The organism is Microcella alkaliphila (genome assembly GCF_004216855.1).
Classification (GTDB): domain Bacteria; phylum Actinomycetota; class Actinomycetes; order Actinomycetales; family Microbacteriaceae; genus Microcella; species Microcella alkaliphila.
Genome location: NZ_SGXT01000013.1, coordinates 223,491 through 239,864, shown reverse-complemented (window position 1 = coordinate 239,864; position 16,374 = coordinate 223,491). Strand labels below are relative to the sequence as shown.

16 protein-coding genes and 2 riboswitches are annotated in these 16,374 nt (G+C 66.3%); of the genes, 6 read left to right on the top strand and 10 right to left on the bottom strand.

What is annotated here, in order from left to right; genetic code table 11:
• Nucleotides 1–41 precede the first annotated feature (41 nt).
• Entirely contained in the window at nucleotides 42–641 is a 600-nt protein-coding gene (locus EV140_RS04510; RefSeq protein ID WP_130281497.1) for a PH domain-containing protein, read from the top strand.
• Nucleotides 642–649: 8 nt separating this feature from the next.
• Here the strand turns inward: EV140_RS04510 and EV140_RS04505 are convergent, their stop codons facing one another.
• The 3 genes from EV140_RS04505 to EV140_RS04495 all read right to left on the bottom strand — a co-directional run bounded on the left by EV140_RS04505 (nucleotide 650) and on the right by EV140_RS04495 (nucleotide 5,201).
• Nucleotides 650–1,729: an ABC transporter permease gene (locus EV140_RS04505; RefSeq protein ID WP_130281495.1), complete on the bottom strand. Its 1,080-nt coding sequence runs from the start codon at nucleotides 1,727–1,729 to the stop codon at nucleotides 650–652.
• 1 nt (nucleotide 1,730) lies between these two features.
• Nucleotides 1,731–3,254: an ABC transporter permease gene (locus tag EV140_RS04500; protein WP_130281493.1), complete on the bottom strand. Its 1,524-nt coding sequence runs from the start codon at nucleotides 3,252–3,254 to the stop codon at nucleotides 1,731–1,733.
• A gap of 132 nt (nucleotides 3,255–3,386) precedes the next feature.
• Entirely contained in the window at nucleotides 3,387–5,201 is a 1,815-nt protein-coding gene (locus tag EV140_RS04495) for an ABC transporter family substrate-binding protein (RefSeq protein ID WP_130281491.1), read from the bottom strand.
• A gap of 334 nt (nucleotides 5,202–5,535) precedes the next feature.
• Between EV140_RS04495 and EV140_RS04490 the strand changes: the two genes are divergently transcribed.
• On the top strand, nucleotides 5,536–6,315 hold the full coding sequence (locus tag EV140_RS04490) for a CPBP family intramembrane glutamic endopeptidase (RefSeq protein WP_130281489.1): 780 nt from the start codon (nucleotides 5,536–5,538) through the stop codon (nucleotides 6,313–6,315).
• Between the two features lie 10 nt (nucleotides 6,316–6,325).
• Entirely contained in the window at nucleotides 6,326–6,844 is a 519-nt protein-coding gene (locus EV140_RS04485) for a peroxiredoxin (RefSeq protein WP_130281487.1), read from the top strand.
• 12 nt (nucleotides 6,845–6,856) lie between these two features.
• On the opposite strand, the gene gcvP is transcribed toward EV140_RS04485, so the two are convergent.
• The 5 genes from gcvP to EV140_RS04460 all read right to left on the bottom strand — a co-directional run bounded on the left by gcvP (nucleotide 6,857) and on the right by EV140_RS04460 (nucleotide 12,477).
• A complete protein-coding gene (gene gcvP / locus EV140_RS04480) occupies nucleotides 6,857–9,802 on the bottom strand; it encodes an aminomethyl-transferring glycine dehydrogenase (protein WP_130281485.1) in 2,946 nt (981 codons plus the stop codon).
• A gap of 14 nt (nucleotides 9,803–9,816) precedes the next feature.
• Nucleotides 9,817–10,188, bottom strand: a complete 372-nt coding sequence (gene gcvH / locus EV140_RS04475) for a glycine cleavage system protein GcvH (protein WP_130281483.1) — start codon at nucleotides 10,186–10,188, stop codon at nucleotides 9,817–9,819.
• Between the two features lie 3 nt (nucleotides 10,189–10,191).
• Complete coding sequence (gcvT, locus tag EV140_RS04470; protein ID WP_130281481.1) at nucleotides 10,192–11,331, bottom strand: glycine cleavage system aminomethyltransferase GcvT; 1,140 nt, start codon at nucleotides 11,329–11,331, stop codon at nucleotides 10,192–10,194.
• Between the two features lie 39 nt (nucleotides 11,332–11,370).
• A riboswitch (glycine riboswitch) is annotated at nucleotides 11,371–11,484 on the bottom strand.
• Nucleotide 11,485: 1 nt separating this feature from the next.
• Nucleotides 11,486–11,578: riboswitch (glycine riboswitch) on the bottom strand.
• Between the two features lie 54 nt (nucleotides 11,579–11,632).
• Complete coding sequence (locus EV140_RS04465) at nucleotides 11,633–11,839, bottom strand: hypothetical protein (RefSeq protein WP_130281479.1); 207 nt, start codon at nucleotides 11,837–11,839, stop codon at nucleotides 11,633–11,635.
• Nucleotides 11,836–12,477, bottom strand: coding sequence for an LON peptidase substrate-binding domain-containing protein (locus tag EV140_RS04460; RefSeq protein ID WP_241971291.1), 642 nt, complete (start codon nucleotides 12,475–12,477; stop codon nucleotides 11,836–11,838). The genes EV140_RS04465 and EV140_RS04460 overlap by 4 nt, the downstream gene beginning before the upstream one ends.
• 53 nt (nucleotides 12,478–12,530) lie before the next feature.
• Between EV140_RS04460 and EV140_RS04455 the strand changes: the two genes are divergently transcribed.
• The 3 genes from EV140_RS04455 to EV140_RS04445 are packed head-to-tail and all read left to right on the top strand — an operon-like array spanning nucleotide 12,531 to nucleotide 14,647.
• The gene (locus EV140_RS04455; protein ID WP_130281477.1) at nucleotides 12,531–13,133 is read left to right on the top strand and encodes a hypothetical protein; all 603 of its coding nucleotides are present in this window, start codon (nucleotides 12,531–12,533) and stop codon (nucleotides 13,131–13,133) included.
• Between the two features lie 24 nt (nucleotides 13,134–13,157).
• The gene (locus EV140_RS04450) at nucleotides 13,158–13,757 is read left to right on the top strand and encodes a DUF4395 domain-containing protein (protein WP_130281475.1); all 600 of its coding nucleotides are present in this window, start codon (nucleotides 13,158–13,160) and stop codon (nucleotides 13,755–13,757) included.
• Between the two features lie 29 nt (nucleotides 13,758–13,786).
• Nucleotides 13,787–14,647, top strand: coding sequence for an SDR family NAD(P)-dependent oxidoreductase (locus EV140_RS04445; protein WP_241971290.1), 861 nt, complete (start codon nucleotides 13,787–13,789; stop codon nucleotides 14,645–14,647).
• Here EV140_RS04445 and EV140_RS04440 read toward each other — a convergent pair.
• The gene (locus EV140_RS04440; RefSeq protein ID WP_130281473.1) at nucleotides 14,613–15,749 is read right to left on the bottom strand and encodes a calcium/sodium antiporter; all 1,137 of its coding nucleotides are present in this window, start codon (nucleotides 15,747–15,749) and stop codon (nucleotides 14,613–14,615) included. The genes EV140_RS04445 and EV140_RS04440 overlap by 35 nt on opposite strands.
• 54 nt (nucleotides 15,750–15,803) lie before the next feature.
• Nucleotides 15,804–16,367 carry a MarR family winged helix-turn-helix transcriptional regulator gene (locus EV140_RS04435; protein ID WP_241971289.1) on the bottom strand — a complete coding sequence of 188 codons (564 nt, stop codon included), beginning with the start codon at nucleotides 16,365–16,367 and terminating at the stop codon, nucleotides 15,804–15,806.
• Nucleotides 16,368–16,374 lie beyond the last annotated feature (7 nt).

Sequence of the window (16,374 nt, the reverse complement as noted above, 5' to 3'; positions counted from 1 at the left end):
TCGAAGGGAATCTGCAGGCCCGCGTCTGGAAAGCTTGAGCCATGACGATCGAGCCCGTACGCTTCCGACCTTCGTTCGGCCGCATCCTGAGTGTTGTAGTCGTGCTGATCATGGTGAGCGCAGCCGGCGGCTACCTGCTGACCGGGAACATCGAAGGATTCTTCCGCTACTCGTGGTGGTACGCCGTAGTCGCTGGCCTTGTCGTCGCGATGTACTGGTCCCCAAGTGTCGACGTTCACAAGAACGGCGTCCGCATCAGAAACCCTCTGCGAACGTGGGAGGTTCCGTGGGCGGCAATCGAGCGTATCGACACTCGCTTTGCGTTGACGCTCTTCACGCCCGGTCGACGCATCGAAGCGTGGGCGGCTCCAGCTTCGGGCCGGTTCACGGTGTTTCGCGTCGGCCCTGACGATCTGCGAGTGAGCGAGTCGGCGCGCGTGGCCGGAAGTGTGAGACCCGGAGACACACTCGCGAGCGAAAGCGGGCAGGCCGCCGAGTATATTCGGCGCCACTGGGAGCGAATGCGCGACACTGAATCTCTCGATCATGGCGACGGGCATGTGACCTATCGGTGGCACGGCGCGACCAGCGCGATACTCACGGGGCTCGTGGCCGGCGCGACAATCGCGACAATGCTGTAGGACAGGCATCAACGTCCCAATTCAGCGCGGCGTCGAGCTTCGGCGCGCGCTAGTGCGCGGGCACTCGGAAGTCGCTTTTGGCGTGGGTCAAAGGCATCACGGAGACCATCACCAATGAAGTTGATGCACAGGGCGATTGCGATGATGAAGACGCCTGGCCACCAGAACAGCCATGGACGGGTTCCGAAGGCTGCTTGATTGTCGCTGATGATCTTCCCGAGTGACGTGTCTGGCGATTGCACGCCGAAGCCGAGGAAGCTGAGCGCCGTTTCAAGCAAGATCGCAGCCGCCATGAGAAGTGTCGCGTTCACAATGATGACACCGATGGCGTTGGGCAGGATGTGCTTGAAGACGATTCGTCGATCGCTCGCCCCCGCGACGCGTGCGGCATCGACAAACTCACGTTCTCGCAGGCTAAGCACTTCGGCGCGAACAAGCCTTGCGAGCCCGGTCCAGGTGAATAGGCCGAGCACGATGGCAAGGGCGAATGCACCCTGGTTGCCGACAGCCTGTCCCACTACAGCTCCAACGACAATCACGGGAATCGTGATGATTACGTCGGTGAAGCGCATGAGCACAGAGTCACGCCACCCTCGATAGAAGCCGGCTAGCGCCCCGATTACTGTGCCGATCGCGACCGCGATTGCCCCCACTACAAACATGATGACGATCGACTGCTGCGTTCCTCGCATGACCACTGCGAAGATGTCACGGCCGACCTCGTCTTGTCCGAATGGATGGTCACCAAATCGGATGCCGTCGCCGCCCAGAGCTTGCGGCACGACGCTCAACGTGGGACGGCCACCAGCGGTAGGAGCCTCAATATCGGTCCACGTCCATTGCCACCAACCCGGCGTCTTGATCTGAAGCCCGCCTAAGGAGAAGTCGAGACCGACAGACGAGAAGGCAAGCAGGATAATCCCGGTCAAAGTGATCATGGAAATCACAGCACCGCGGTGGCGGAAGAACCGCCTTCGGACAATTTGACCTTGGCTGAGGCCCTCGACCTCCTTCAGTTCAAGATTGCTCTGGGTGTCAGTTACCCCGGGCTCTGCGTGGCCGGGCTCGTTCACAGGAGTCGTCGACATATCAATTCACCCGAATTCGGGGGTCGAGAGCGCCGTACACAAGATCGGCGATCAGGTTGAAGAGGATCGCGAGGCCGCCGACCACGACGAAGAAAGCCATGACCGGGTTGGGATCTGTTCGTTCCAGACCGTTCTGGAAAAGTTGCCCCATCCCCGTCCACGCGAAGACACGTTCTGTGATCACGGCACCGCCAACGATCCCTCCGATGTCGAACGCCACAATCGTTGCGATGGGAATAAGCGCGTTACGGAAAGCGTGCCGCACAACAACGGTGCGGCCCGGGAGACCCTTCGCACGGGCCGTGCGAATGTAGTCCTGATTCAAGACTTCGAGAAGACTCGCTCGCGAATAGCGGGTGTAGGTAGCGAACGAAATGAGAATGAGCGCAAGCGTGGGCAACAGCAGGTGCGTGTAGATGTCGATGCCCTGCACCCATAGGGACCCTTCGAGGCCCGGCGTCGACGCACCAATTGTCGAAATCGGGCGTCCGCGAATACGACCCGACTGGGCGTAGTCGTCCCACACCAACATGAAGCGGTCGAGTGCGATCGCACCGGCAGAAAGAAAGCCCGTGATGCCAGTCACCTTCATGATCTGCGAGCGATCATCTCCGCCGACGAACCATCCAATCGCCGCGGATACAGCGACAGTGACAAGTGCCAGAGCGAACAGCATCCACCACTCCGTCACGAAAAACGAGAAGTAGCCCTGAAACGGGTAGTACAGCGCGATCGCGAGAGCCGCGACAACACCAGCAGCGATGACGGCCCGTCGGTTGTGGAGTCCTGTGATGATTGCCGTCGCGCCCACTGCCGCGCCGACGGCGACGACAGCAACACCGCCAATGGTGAGTGATGGGTATGTGAACCAGTCTGTGACGTTCATGATCGAAAGCACACCCACCGCAGCAGCTGCGGCGATGACGAAGGTGATCGCCTTGCGTTTCACGTCTCCAGGGATGATTGACGCCCAAAGCGCGCCGGAAACTGCTGCAAACCCGGTGATGACGACAGGCGGTAGTTGCGGATCGTTCTGGAGAAAGTCGTTGAATCCGATTGCGACGAACTCCTTGAGGAGCACCGCTACCCAGAAGATCGGCAACGAAAAGAAGAGGAAAGAGATGAAAGTGACGGTGTAGTCGTACCCCGAGTACTGCCGGAGCGCGGTCGTGATGCCGACAAGAAGGCCCAGGACGATGGCGACCACCGTAGCGATGGTGACGAGCTGAAGGGTTTGCCCGAGCGCCTGCTCAAGCATCGCGTTGACGTTTCGCCCGTCGACACTGACGCCAAAATCACCGCGAAGAAGGGCGCCAAACCAGATGAAGTAGCGGAGCGGAGGCGGCACATCGAGGTTGAGGAGGCGGGTCCGCGCCTCAATGAGCTGCTCCTTGTTGGGAGCATTGCCGGTCTGCAGGTCCTCCAGCGGGTCGCCGGAAAACGCCACAAGGTTGTACATCAAGAACGTCGCTGCAAGCAGGACGAACACCGACGCAATCAGCCGTCGGATAACAAACGTTGCCATGGGAGGTGGGGTCGCCTTCGAAGTCAGATGAGCGTCGACCGCCGAGGAGGGCGGGAGCCGGATCGCGGCTCCCGCCCTCCCACGGTTGGTTACTGACGCGGGGTCAGTCGAGTGCTGAGGCTCAGGCCTCGACTACTCGCTGGCCGCCTCGGTCGGCGTCCAGTCCCAGATGTTCCAGAAGATGGTCGGCGACAGCGGTCCGGGGTTGACGCCCGTGACGCGATCGCTGAACGCAGTGACCTCGGGGAACTGGAAGATGGTCAGACCGTAGTTGTCTGCCATGAGCAGCCCGTCGAGCTCGATCTGAATCTCAATCTGACGAGCGGGGTCAAGGGCCGTGTCGAGCTCGGTAAGCAGCGCGTCAACCTCTTCGTTGCTGTAGAAGTTGAGGTTGTTGATGCCGCCCGTGCGGAAGTTGGCCGAAGCGTTGGTAACGCCGAGGCTCGTCGACTGCCAGCCGAACAGCGAGGCGTCATACGCTCCTGGCGTACCGAGCAGGCCGCCCCACGTCTCCGAACCACAGTCGGTCACATTGAAGCCCGCCTGGTTGGCTGACTGCTGGATGAGTGCGAACTGGTTCACACGACGCGGGTTGTTCGATGCGTAGAGAATGCAGACTTCGGGGTTCTCGACGCCGGCTTCGGCCAGAAGGGCTGCGGCGCCCTCGATGTCGACATCGCCGAAGCGCTCGGCCATTCCGTTCGAGGCGACGGAATCGTCGTAGCCCTCGGCACCGGGAACAAAGAGTTGCGAATTACGCACCTCTGCGTCGGGGTTCAGCGGAACGATCAGCGTGTCTACGATCTGCTGACGCGGAATCGTCTTCAGGAACGCCTCGCGAACAAGCGGATCGTTGAAGTGCCCGCTCTTCGACTGGTCGAACTGCAGGTCGAGGTGCTCGTAGGTCCCTCCGACGCCAGTGTTCACGGTGATGCCGTCGATACTCTCGAGGGCAGTGAGGACGTCAGCGGTCGCCTGGGGCTGAATGACATCCACGTCACCGTTCTGGAGGGCCTGCACCGCTGCCAGCGGGTCGGCGATGAAGCGGACCGTGATCTCCTCGATCTGGGGAGCGTTGTCACCCACGTAGTTCGGATTCGCCGTGAGCGTGATGAACTGGTCGGCTACGAAGTTGGAGATTTGGTAGGGGCCGTTGACAACGAGGAGGTTCGCGTCGTCTCCAGTCGGCAGCTCAGTGAAGTTCCAGTCGGTGTTCCACACATTTGACAGAGCGGCGAGCGCCTCGGCGTCGTTCGTCTGGACAGCCTCAACAAGCGCGTCCTTCGCCTCCTGCGCGTCCTCGATACCGAGCGCGCGCTGTGCGACGACGTGAGCCGGTAGGCCAACGCCGAAGGCGAGCTCCCAGTCGACGAAGGGCGTGTCATACACAAGAGTGATCTCGCGGTCGCCGATCTCGGGGGTCTCGGTGACATTCTCAAGCCCGGCCCCGATGGCACCGTCGAAGTACACGACGTCAGTCGGGTAGTCCTCGGTGAACTCGCCTGTTTCGGGGTTCGTGAACTCGTTGGGGTCGAATTCTGGGGTGTTCAGCACACCCGAGTTTGCGACCCAGGCGAGAAGCATGTCGGCCTCGTCGACGGGCACTCCGTCGGACCACTGGACACCCTCGTTGATGGTGTACTGCACGGTCTGGGGATCCTCAGTAACCAGTTCGTACGTGCCAAAGGACTCGTCCTTCACAAGCTCCGGCACGTTGTTGTAGTAGTTGAACGCGCTCGACGTCATGTAGACGATGTTGGCGTTCGCCGTCGCGTTACCGTACGACGTGTTGCTGTTGTAGGTGTAGAACGCCTGGTTCCACGCGACGTTGACAGAGCTACCCTCAACTACTTCCGACGGCTGATCGGCGGGAGCCGAGCAGGCCGAGAGAACGAGGGCACTGGCCGCCACGGTGGCCGTCAGGGCCCCGAATCTGCTGATACGCAATTTTCCTCCTGTGCAAGTGGATCGCAAGGGCACGTTCCGAGCGCACCCTCACGCCTATTGGATATGACCCTAAAGAGGGGGGCACACCAAGGCCAAACCCTAGGCCCATTCGTTACACACCGGTAACGCGATTGAGTCACGCCTGGGGAAAACGGCGATTCCGTGCGCAGAATCGACCCGCTATGCATGAATCGTGCGTACAGCCCCGACTCGTGCGCCGAAGCGCGCTTCGCAGTGCAGACAGGGTGCTGGTGCCGGGCACAAGCCGTTGTGGGGATGCTCACATGAGCACCCCCACAGCGCCTCCAAGATTGGGGTCCCGCACAATGGGTTCATGACCGCGCCGCCGCTTCCGTCGAGCCCCGGACGGATCCGCGCGGAAATACTCATCGTGCTGGGCCTCTCGCTGGGGATGAGTGCCCTTTACGCCATCGTCAACATCATCAACCGGGCGACGCGCGATGTTCCGCTCAACCAGCAGACGGCCTCCATCAATGTGTCGCGCGATCAGCGCGAGGTATTCGATCTGGTGTACCAGCTGTTGGGCATCGCGGCGGCGCTCGTGCCGGTCGCGCTCGTGGTGTTCTTGCTGTGGCAACCGCAGAGGCCTCGCCTCGGACGGCTCGGTATCGACGGCACGCGGCCGTGGCGCGACACCGTGGACGGCATCGGGCTGGCCGCACTCGTCGGCATTCCTGGGCTGTTCGTCTACCTGGGCGGTCGCGAACTCGGACTCACCGTCACCGTGGTGCCCACCGACCTCGGCGCATACTGGTGGACGGTACCCGTTCTGCTCTTGGCTGCCGTGCGGGCCGGCGTGCTGGAAGAGGTCATCGCGGTCGGCTACCTCTTCGCACGGCTGCGGGAACTCGGCTGGGGGCCGTGGGCGATCATCTTCACGAGCTCGCTGTTGCGCGGGGCGTACCACCTCTATCAAGGTGTCGGAGCGTTCGTCGGCAACTTCCTGATGGGCATCGTCTTCGGCTGGCTGTACCAGCGCTTCGGGCGACTGTTGCCCCTCGTCATCGCGCACACGGTGCTCGATGCTGTGATTTTTGTGGGATACCCCTGGGCGGCCGCCGCGTTCCCAGCGCTCTTCGGGGTGCCTGGGTAACCCTCGACGTATGCCCGCACTCGAAATCGGCCAGCAGGCCCCCGACTTCACCCTGCCCGGGGTGATGGTTGCTGACGGGCGCGCGGAGCAGCGCCACTTCTCGCTACGCGACATGCGCGGCGCGCCCGTCGTGCTCGCCTTCTACCCCGCCGACAACTCGCCCGGCTGCACCGCGCAGCTCTGCTCGTACCAGTCTGAGCTCGCGGGGTTCGAATCGCTCGGAGCCCAGGTGTGGGGCATCAGCCGGCAAGACACCGCAAGTCACGAGTCGTTCGCTCTGCGCCAGGGGCTCACATTCCCGCTGCTCGCCGACGAGAAGGGCGACGTCGTCGAACAGTACGGCGCCAGCATGTTCGGCATCGGCGTGCGCCGCTCGATCTTCCTCGTCGACACCGATGGTGTGCTGCGCTGGAAGCACGTCGCTCTCGTCGGCGTGAAGTTTCAGAGCGCGGCGCGCATCCAGGAGCAATTGCGGATGCTCGACGCGCCAGGCGACGCCGGCGCGGTTCGCGACGACGCCGCCTCGTAGGCGCTCCTCCTCCTACGCGAACGCCTCGATCGGAGGACAGGCGCACACCAGGTTGCGGTCGCCGTATGCCTGGTCGACGCGACGCACCGGCGGCCAGTACTTGTCGGCCCGGGTCGCCCCGAAGCCGCCCGAGCTCACTGCGGCGTCGGCACCCTCGGCCAGCGATGCCGGGTAGACGGCGATCTCGCGACTGTAGGGGTGCGCCCACTCCCCCGCGATGGCGCTCTCGGCCGTGTGCGGCGCGCCCACGAGCGGGTTGTCGTCAGCCGGCCACTCGCCGCGCGCGACGGCATCAGCCTCGTGCCGGATCGCGATCATCGCTTGCACGAAGCGTTCGAGTTCGGCCAGGTCTTCCGACTCGGTGGGCTCGACCATGAGCGTGCCCGCGACGGGGAACGACATGGTCGGCGCGTGGAAGCCGTAATCGATGAGGCGCTTCGCCACGTCGTCGACGGTCACCCCGGTCCGCTCGCGCAGCGGCCGCAGATCGAGGATGCACTCGTGCGCCACCAGCCCGTTCTCGCCCGCGTAGAGCACCGGGTAGTGCTCGCGCAGGCGCAGCGCCACGTAGTTGGCGGCGAGCACCGCGTTTGCGGTCGCCTCGCGCAGCCCGTCGGCGCCCATGAGGCGCGCGTACGCCCACGAGATCGGCAGGATGCTCGCCGAACCGTAGGGGGCGGCCGAGACGGGGGCTCCGCGATGCTCACCCGACCCGACCGCGCCGGTCTCGAGGTCGAATGGCGGATGCTGGTGCATCTGCGCGAGCGGATGACCCGGCAGGAATTCGGCCAGGTGCGCCTTCGCCGCCACCGGCCCGACGCCCGGCCCTCCGCCGCCGTGCGGGATGCAGAAGGTCTTGTGCAGGTTCAAGTGGCTGACGTCGCCGCCGATGTCGCCGTAGCGGGCGTAGCCGAGGAGCGCGTTCAAGTTCGCGCCGTCGATGTACACCTGGCCGCCGGCCTCGTGCACCACCGCGGTGACCTCCATCACGTCGTGCTCGTACACGCCGTGCGTCGACGGGTAGGTGATCATCAGCGCCGCGAGCTCGTCGCGGTGCGCGGCAATCTTCGCGCGCAGGTCGTCGAGATCGACGTCGCCGGTCTCCGTCGTGGCGACGACGACGACGCGCATCCCGGCAAGCACCGCACTGGCGGCGTTCGTGCCGTGCGCGCTCGACGGAATCAGGCAGACGGTGCGATGGTCGTCGCCGCGCGATCGGTGGTACCCACGAATCGCGAGCAGCCCCGCGAGCTCACCCTGGCTGCCGGCGTTCGGCTGCAGCGAGACCGCGTCGTAGCCGGTGAGCTCGGCGAGCCAGGTCTCGAGATGCCCGATCATGACGAGCGAGCCCTGCACGTCGTCGAGCGGCGCGAAGGGGTGGAGCGCGCTGAACTCGGGCCAACTGACGGCCGCCATCTCGGTCGCCGCGTTCAGCTTCATGGTGCACGAGCCGAGCGGGATCATGCCGCGGTCGAGCGCGTAGTCGCGGTCGGCGAGGCGCTTGAGATAGCGCATCATCGACGTCTCGCTGCGGTGGGTGTGGAAGACCGGGTGCGTCATGAATTCGGATGCCCGGCGCAGGTTCTCGGGGATTGCCCCGTCGGGCGCGATGGCCCAGTCGGAGGTCAGCCCGAACACAGCCTTGAGCGCGGGCCCGATGTCGGCGGCGCTCCCGGAGTTCGCGGAGGCCGACGTCACCTCGTCGACGCTGAGACGAACGGTGTCGGCGTCAACCTGCCAGACGAGCAGGTCTTTCTCAGCGGCCGCGGCCACGATGTCGGCGGCCCGTCCGGGAGCCCCAACCTCGAGCGTGTCGAAGAACGCATCGTGCCGCACGGTGAGCCCCGCGTTGCGCAGCTGCCCCGCGAGCGCGGCGGCCTGCCGGTGCACCCGCTCGGCGATGCGGCGCAGCCCGTCGGGCCCGTGGTAGACGCCGTACATCGAGGCCATGACGGCGAGCAGCACCTGCGCGGTGCAGATGTTGCTCGTGGCCTTGTCGCGGCGGATGTGCTGCTCGCGCGTCTGCAGGGTGAGGCGGTAGGCGGGGCGGCCGTCGGCATCCTTCGAGACGCCGACGAGGCGGCCCGGCATCTGCCGCTCAAGGCCGGAGCGCACCGCGAGGTAGCCGGCGTGCGGGCCACCGAAACCCATGGGCACGCCGAAGCGCTGGGTGGTGCCCACGGCGACGTCGGCGCCGAGCTCGCCGGGCGAGGTGATGAGCGTGAGGGCGAGCAGGTCGGCGGCGACGACGGCGAGACCGCCGGCGTCACGCACGCGGGCGATGACGGCCGACGGGTCCCAAATGCGACCGGAGGCGGCCGGGTACTGCACGAACACGCCGAACGCGTCGGGCAGGGTGGCCGGGTCGGTGTCGGCGAGTGGCAGGTAAACGAGGTCGAGGCCGAGTGCCTCGGCGCGGCCGTCGAGAACGGCGCGGGTCTGCGCGAACAGGTCACTGTCGACGAGGAACACGTTCGAGGCGCTCTTCGACGCGCGGCGGGCGAGCAGCATGCCTTCGACGACCGCGGTCGCCTCGTCGAGCATCGACGCGTTCGCGGTGCCGAGGCCCGTGAGGTCGGCGACCATTGTCTGGAAGTTCAGCAGCGCCTCGAGGCGCCCCTGCGAGATCTCAGGCTGGTAGGGCGTGTAGGCCGTGTACCAGCTGGGGTTCTCGAGCACGGTGCGCTGAATCACGGCGGGCGTGATCGTGCCGTAGTAGCCCTGGCCGATGAGGCTCGTGCGCACGGTGTTGTGCGACGCGATGGCGCGCAGCTCGGCCATCACCTCGGCCTCGGTGGCGGGCGCCGGAAGCGTGCGCAAAGCGGCGGTCTGGCGGATCGCGGAGGGGACCGCCGCATCCATCATCGCCTCGATGGTGTCGTAGCCGAGCGCGTCAAGCATGAGGCGCTGGGCGTCGGCGTCGAGGCCGATGTGGCGCTCGGAGAAGTCGCGGGACATGGGTGTGTGGGCTCCTACTCGCCGATGAGGGCGCGGTACTCGTCGGCGGTCATCAGCGCCGGGGTTTCTGCGACCCGCACCTTGACGAGCCAGCCGTCGCCGTAGGGGTCGGCGTTGATGGTCTCGGGGGCGTCAACGACGGCCTGGTTGGCCTCGACGACCTCGCCCGACACGGGGGCGAAGAGCTCGCCGACCGACTTGGTCGATTCAACTTCGCCCACGACGGCGCCCGGGGTGAGGGCTGCACCCACGGCAGGCAGGTCGACGTAGACGACGTCGCCGAGGGCGTCGGCCGCGTACTGGGTGATGCCGACGGTGACGACATCACCCTCGACGCGCACCCACTCGTGCTCGGCCGTGTACTGCAGGTCGCTCGGAACACTCATGGCTTACGCCTCTCGCTGGTAGAAGGGAAGGGGAACGACAGTGAACGGAATGCGGGTGCCGCGCACGTCGACGGCGAGCGCCGTTCCGTGCGCGGAAACATCGGGATGCACGTGGGCCATCGCGATCGGGACGCCCAGCGTCGGCGACAGCGCCCCGCTGGTGACGACGCCGACCGCACGGTCGCCGTCGAACACGAGGTAGTCGGCGCGGGCGGCGCGGCGGCCCTCGCCGAGCATTCCGACGAGCACGGGAGCATCAGCCGCGGGGCCCTGTTCGATGGCGGCCTTGCCGACGAAGTGCGGCTTGTCGGTGACGACGACGCGGCCGAGCCCGGCCTGCACCGGCAGGGTCTCGGGGCCGATCTCGTGACCGTAGAGGGGCATGCCCGCCTCGAGGCGCAGCGTGTCGCGCGCGGCGAGGCCGCAGGGCACGAGGCCGTCGGACTCGCCCTCGGCGAGGATCGCGCGCCACAGCTCGGCGGCGTGCTCGACGTCGACGTACAGCTCGAAGCCGTCCTCGCCCGTGTAGCCGGTGCGGGCGACGAGGACCGATCCCCCTCGCCACGCCATGCCCATGGCGGCGTAGTAGCGCAGGGTGTCGAGGGTGGTTTCGTTCGACAGCTCGTCGGTCGTCTCAAGCCCCTCGACGCGTTCGAGGATGCGCTGGGCGGCCGGACCCTGCAGGGCGATGAGCGCCGTCTGCTCGGTGAGGTCGACGAGTTCGACCTCGTGCACGCCGCGGCGGGCGTGCAGCGCCTCGACGACGGGGGCACGATTGCCGGCGTTCGCGACGACGAGCCACTCGACCTCGCCCGTGCGATACACGATCAGGTCGTCGATGATGCCGCCGTTGTCGGCCAGCAGCAACGAATACTTCGCCTTCATCAGCGGCAGGGTCGAGAGCCGACCGGCGAGCGCCTCGTCGAGGTAGGCGCCGGCGTCGGCACCGCTGACGGCGATCTCAGCCATGTGCGAGATGTCGAACAGGCCGGCAGCCGTGCGCACCGCGTGGTGCTCGGCAAGGTCGGAGCTGTAACGCACCGGCATGAGCCAACCGCCGAAGTCGGTGAACGATGCCCCGAGCGCATCGTGCTCAGCGTGCAGGGGTGAATGCTGCGGTGGAGGTGTGACGGACTCGGTCATGGAGTTCCTTTGGGCGCGACGGTGCGGGGCTATCGGAACTCCCCCTCTGTCATGGAGCCTGAGAGCTTCACGGGCCGGGCGGAGCCGGTCGCGCTTTCACCGTGGGCGAGAGTCGGGCATCGATAGGGATGCTCGCCCTGCTTTTCAGAGTGGCCTGCGGCGCGCGGTACGGGAACCTGAGAGATTGGCGGGGAGGCTTGCTCCTTCGGTGTCTCGGCGGGGCCGAGAACTCTTCCGCACGCTGTGACGGCCTGGTGTGAAGTTGTGCGGCCCAGCGTAGCAAGCCGGTGTGTCGGGGGCGTTACGACGCGTCGTCGGAGCCGCCCCGTGCATCCGGGCCATCGAATTCGTCGCGCTCGTCGCGCCCCGCGCGATCGTCGCGGAAGTAGCGCACCGCCTGCCAGACGAGCACCGCGACCGTCGTCAGCGCCATGAGTGCGAAGACGGGCGCCGCCCAGGCGGCGGTCGCCGGGTCGGTCGGAATCGGAAAGGCGAAGGCGGGTGTCACGGGTCGAGCGTATCCATGTCGTCGTCCCAGTCGCCGGTCAGGGTCAGCATCTCGGCGGCCTCCAGCGTGAGCTCACGGGTGGCCGTCAACAGCTGCTCGGCCGTTTCGCTGCGCAGCAGCTTCTGCTGGTCGAGCGGGCCGAGCGGTGCGATCGCCGCCAACTGCCAAATGGATGCACGGGGATCGTCATCGAGCTGGATATCGGCCGGCCACGGCACCTCCATGAACTCGCTCGCCTGGGCGATCGTGGCACGCACCACCGAGTCGACCTCGGCCATGAGCGGCAAGACTTCATCGTCAACATCGAAACCCAGCACCTCGCGCACGTCGGCAAGCGGGTACGGGTCGTCGGGACGCCACTCGGTGACCTCGATGCGCCGGTCGCCCTGCGCGACGAGGCCGATGAAACCCTCGCTCGTTTGCACCTGAGTAATGCGGGCGACGGTTCCGATCGGGAAACGCTGCTCGCCGCCGCCCACCTCGCTGCCGCGCTCAATGAGCACGATGCCGAATTCGGCGGGCTCGTCGCCGAGGATCTCGGAGAGCATGACGATGTAACGCTCCTCGAAAATGCGCAGGGCGGTCGGCATGTACGGGAAAAGCACCGACCCGAGCGGGAACATCGGCATGACGGCCATGGCGCAAGCGTTGCACCGGTACCTGGCAATGACCGGTGGCCTAGGCTCGCGGCATGCCAGCACCCGTCCGCTCTCCCGGCGCCCTCCCGGTTCCCGCACCGTCCCGTCGCGTCCTCGCCGTTCTCGCGCTCGCGATCGTCATCGTGCTTCTCACGCTCGCGGCGGCACTCGTCATCGAGAACCTCGACTGGTTCGTCGTTCAGGGCTGGGCGTTGCGCCTGCTCGCAGTGGTGGGGCTCGTCGCGTGGCCGCGGCTCGGGCGAATGGGGCGCGTCGGTGCGATCGCGTTCGCCGCCGGAGTCACGGCGTTCTCGGCCGTTGAGTTCGCGCTGCTGGTCGCGCCCGAGTTGGGATCGTCGGGCGCACTCGACGGGCTTGCGATTCCATTCTTCTTCGTGGCCGCGATCGGCTTCTTCCTGCTCGTCTTCGGGGCGATCCGCAGCGTGCGGGGTCCGTGGTGGGTCACCCTGGCGCTCGCCGGCGCGCTCGCGGCCCTCACCGGGCTCAGTGCCCTCGGAACGACCACCGGCGTGACCGAAGAGCTCGCGATCATGCAGGTCGTGTCGCAGGGGTACCTTCTCGTCGCGACGGTGGTTGCGTCGATCGCCGCGCTGATCGACGGGGTGCGCGCCGTCCGGCGTCGTCGCGCGTCGTAATACCCCCTAGGGTATGCTCGGGGCATGACCGCCGCGACCCCTCCGACTGAACGCCCCGTCATCGGCCAGTGGGTCGTCGGAATCGATGTTCCCGTCGTGAACGAGCGCGCCGTGCGCGCGTCGGCGGGCATCCTGTTTCTCGCGGGATTCGCCGCGTGGCAGTACAGCGTCATCACGGGCGACATCCGACCCCTGCAGGCCTTCGGCATCGCCTTCGCGCTCGAGATGTACCTGCGACTGTTTGTGGGAACCCGGTGGACACCGACCCTCGCGATCGGCACGCTCCTCACCCGCCCGCAGCGCCCCGAGTGGGTGGAGGCGCGCTCAAAACAGTTCGCCTGGATGCTCGGGTTCGGCATGGCGCTCATCGGCTGTTTCGCACTCGGCTGGCTCGGCCTCGCGCCCGCAATCGCACAGGCGATCTGCGCCTTCTGCCTCGCGCTGCTCTTCGCCGAGGCGGCCTTCGGTTATTGCCTCGGCTGCGAGCTCGCCCGCCGCTTCGCTCGCGAGAAGCCCACCCTGTGCTCAGGCGATACCTGCACGTACACCCCGCCGAAGCGCGGTGAGCAGCACCAACTGGGCCACCCCCGACACGCTCACGACACTCGGGACGTTCGACCCTGACCGATCGGTCGAACGCGGCGTAACCTGACATGAAGACGCGAAACCGCGTCGCTTCGGGAGTCAGGGGCATCATGCAGATCAACGGCAAAGTTTTCGCCATCACTGGCGCGGGAAACGGCATCGGGCGCGAGGTCGCGCTCGGCATCGCGAAGAAGGGCGGCCACGTCGCAGCGCTTGACCTCAGCGAGGCTGGACTCGCCGAAACCGCCTCGATGGCGGAGGGCCTGCCCGGCCGCGTGACGACGCACGTCGTCAACATCGCCGACCGCGAGGCCGTCACCGCTCTACCCGCGGCGATCATCGCCGAGCACCGTCAGATCGACGGCCTGTTGAACATCGCGGGCATCATCCAGAAGTTCGTGCGCGTGAACGAGCTCGACTGGGACCAGATCGAGCGCGTCATCAACGTCAACCTCTACGGCGTGCTGAACACCACCAAGGTCTTTCTGCCGCACCTCATCGCGCGCCCCGAGGCGGCCATCGTGAACGTCGCGAGCATGGGCGCCTACGCGCCCGTGCCTGGCCAGAGCGTGTATGGGGCCACGAAGGCGGCGGTTGCGCAGCTGAGCCGCGCCCTGCACTCAGAGCTCATGGAGACCGGCGTCACCGTGACCGGCGTGTTCCCCGGCGCGATCGGCACCAACATCACCCTCAACTCGGGCGTCATGACCGAGGACGACATGAAGAAGATGGCGGCCTCCGCCGGCGACAAGCCGCGCAAGACGACGCCGCCCGTCGAGGCGGGTCGCCAGATCATCGAGGCGATCGAGAAGGGCAGCTACGAGATCTTCATCGGCTCGGATGCCCGGTTCATGTCGCGCCTGTCGCGCCTGAACCCGAAGAAGGCCGCCGGACTCATTTACTCCCAGATGAAGGGTCTGCTGAAGTAGCGGGCTCTTTTGCCTTCTTCCTGCCCTTCAGGTAGCCCACCTCGTAGGCGGTCACCGCGATCAGGGTGACCGCCACGAGCGGCAGGACGAAGAAGACCATGACGGTCGTGAAGCCGCTGAGCGCGTCGTGCTGCACGGCGTTCAGGATCAGGTAGACCGTGTATGCGACGTAGAGTACGACGAACATGCCGCCTTCCCAGCGCGCGATCGCGAAGCCGGTGAACGCGATGGGTAGCAGCGCGACAGCCGCCGCGAGGGCCAGCGGGAGGTCAAGCGCGATCGCCGAGGCGGCGACGGGAATGCCCGCGGGGAAGAAGATCGCAGGGACACCCAGCACAACGCCAATGTTGAAGATGTTGCTGCCGACGATGTTGCCCACCGCGATGTCGCGCTCGCCCCGGCGCACCGCGATGATCGATGTCACTAGTTCGGGAAGGCTGGTGCCGACCGCGACGACGGTCAGGCCGATCACGAGGCTCGAGACGCCGAAGCTCGCCGCAACGTTCGACGCGCCCTCGACCAAGAACCCGGCGCCGAGCACGAGCAGCCCGATGCCGAAGAGCACGAGCGCAACCGCCACCAGGACCTGCATGGCGGGCGACAGCTTCGACGGCGTGGCAGGGATATCGAGGTCGGCAGCGAGCTCGGGATCGCGCTTGCTAAACCAGAAGCTGAGCACAACGTGTACGCCCGCAGCGGCGAACAGGATCACGCCGTCGAGCTGGGTGATTTCGCCATCGAGGGCGAGCACGAGCAACAACACGGTGATGCCCACCATGACGGGAATGTCGAAGCGCACCAGCTGGCGCTTGACGATGAGCGGCAGAATCAGGGCCGCCAGACCGAGGATGAACAGGATGTTGACAATGTTGCTGCCCACCACGTTGCCGACGGCGAGGTCGGGGTCACCGGCCGCGACGGCGCCCACGGTGACAGCCAACTCGGGCGCACTCGTCGACGCCGAGACGATCACGAGCCCGACCACCAACGGCGCGATGCCGAGGCGTGTCGCGAGAGTCGAGGCGCCGCGCACAAGCGCTTCGCCGCCGGCGATGAGCAGAACGAGTCCGAGCACGACCCGGCCGACGTCGAGAATATCCACGCCGAGAGTCTAGGGGTGGCGGCCTTGTGGTCGCCCCAGGTTTACGAGAAGCGGTTACACGCCATGGTCAGCACCCTCCTGCGCCTCGAACTGCGCCAGCCAGTGGGCAAGCCCGCCCTCGATCGCACCGCGTTCATCCGCGGTGAGTGCGGCAATGAGCCGGTGCTCGTTACGCATGTGAGCCTCGTAGGCCCGATCGATCAGATCGAGTCCGTCGGGGGTCAGCGCCACGACGCGGCCGCGGCGGTCGGTTTCGGCGACGCGGCGCTCGATGAGCCCAGCCGATTCGAGCCGGTCGCAGCGCTTCGTGAGGCCGCCGCTCGTGATCATGGTGCGCTCGGCAAGCTCGCCGGGGGTGCGCTCGTACGGCTCGCCGGCGCGGCGGAGCGCGGCCAAGACGTCGAACTCGCCGGTCGAGAGCCCGAAGTCGCGGTAGACGCTCTCGAGCTCGACGGTCAGGTGAGCGGCGAGGCGATGCAGGCGGCCGATGAGCCCCTGGGGGCTCGGATCGATCTCGGGGCGCTCGCGACGCCACTCGGCCTGGATGCTCGCGACCCGGTCACGGGATCGCACATCGTCGTGCGATTGCTCGCCTGGGCCGCCTGAGAGTTCGCTCACGCGGGGA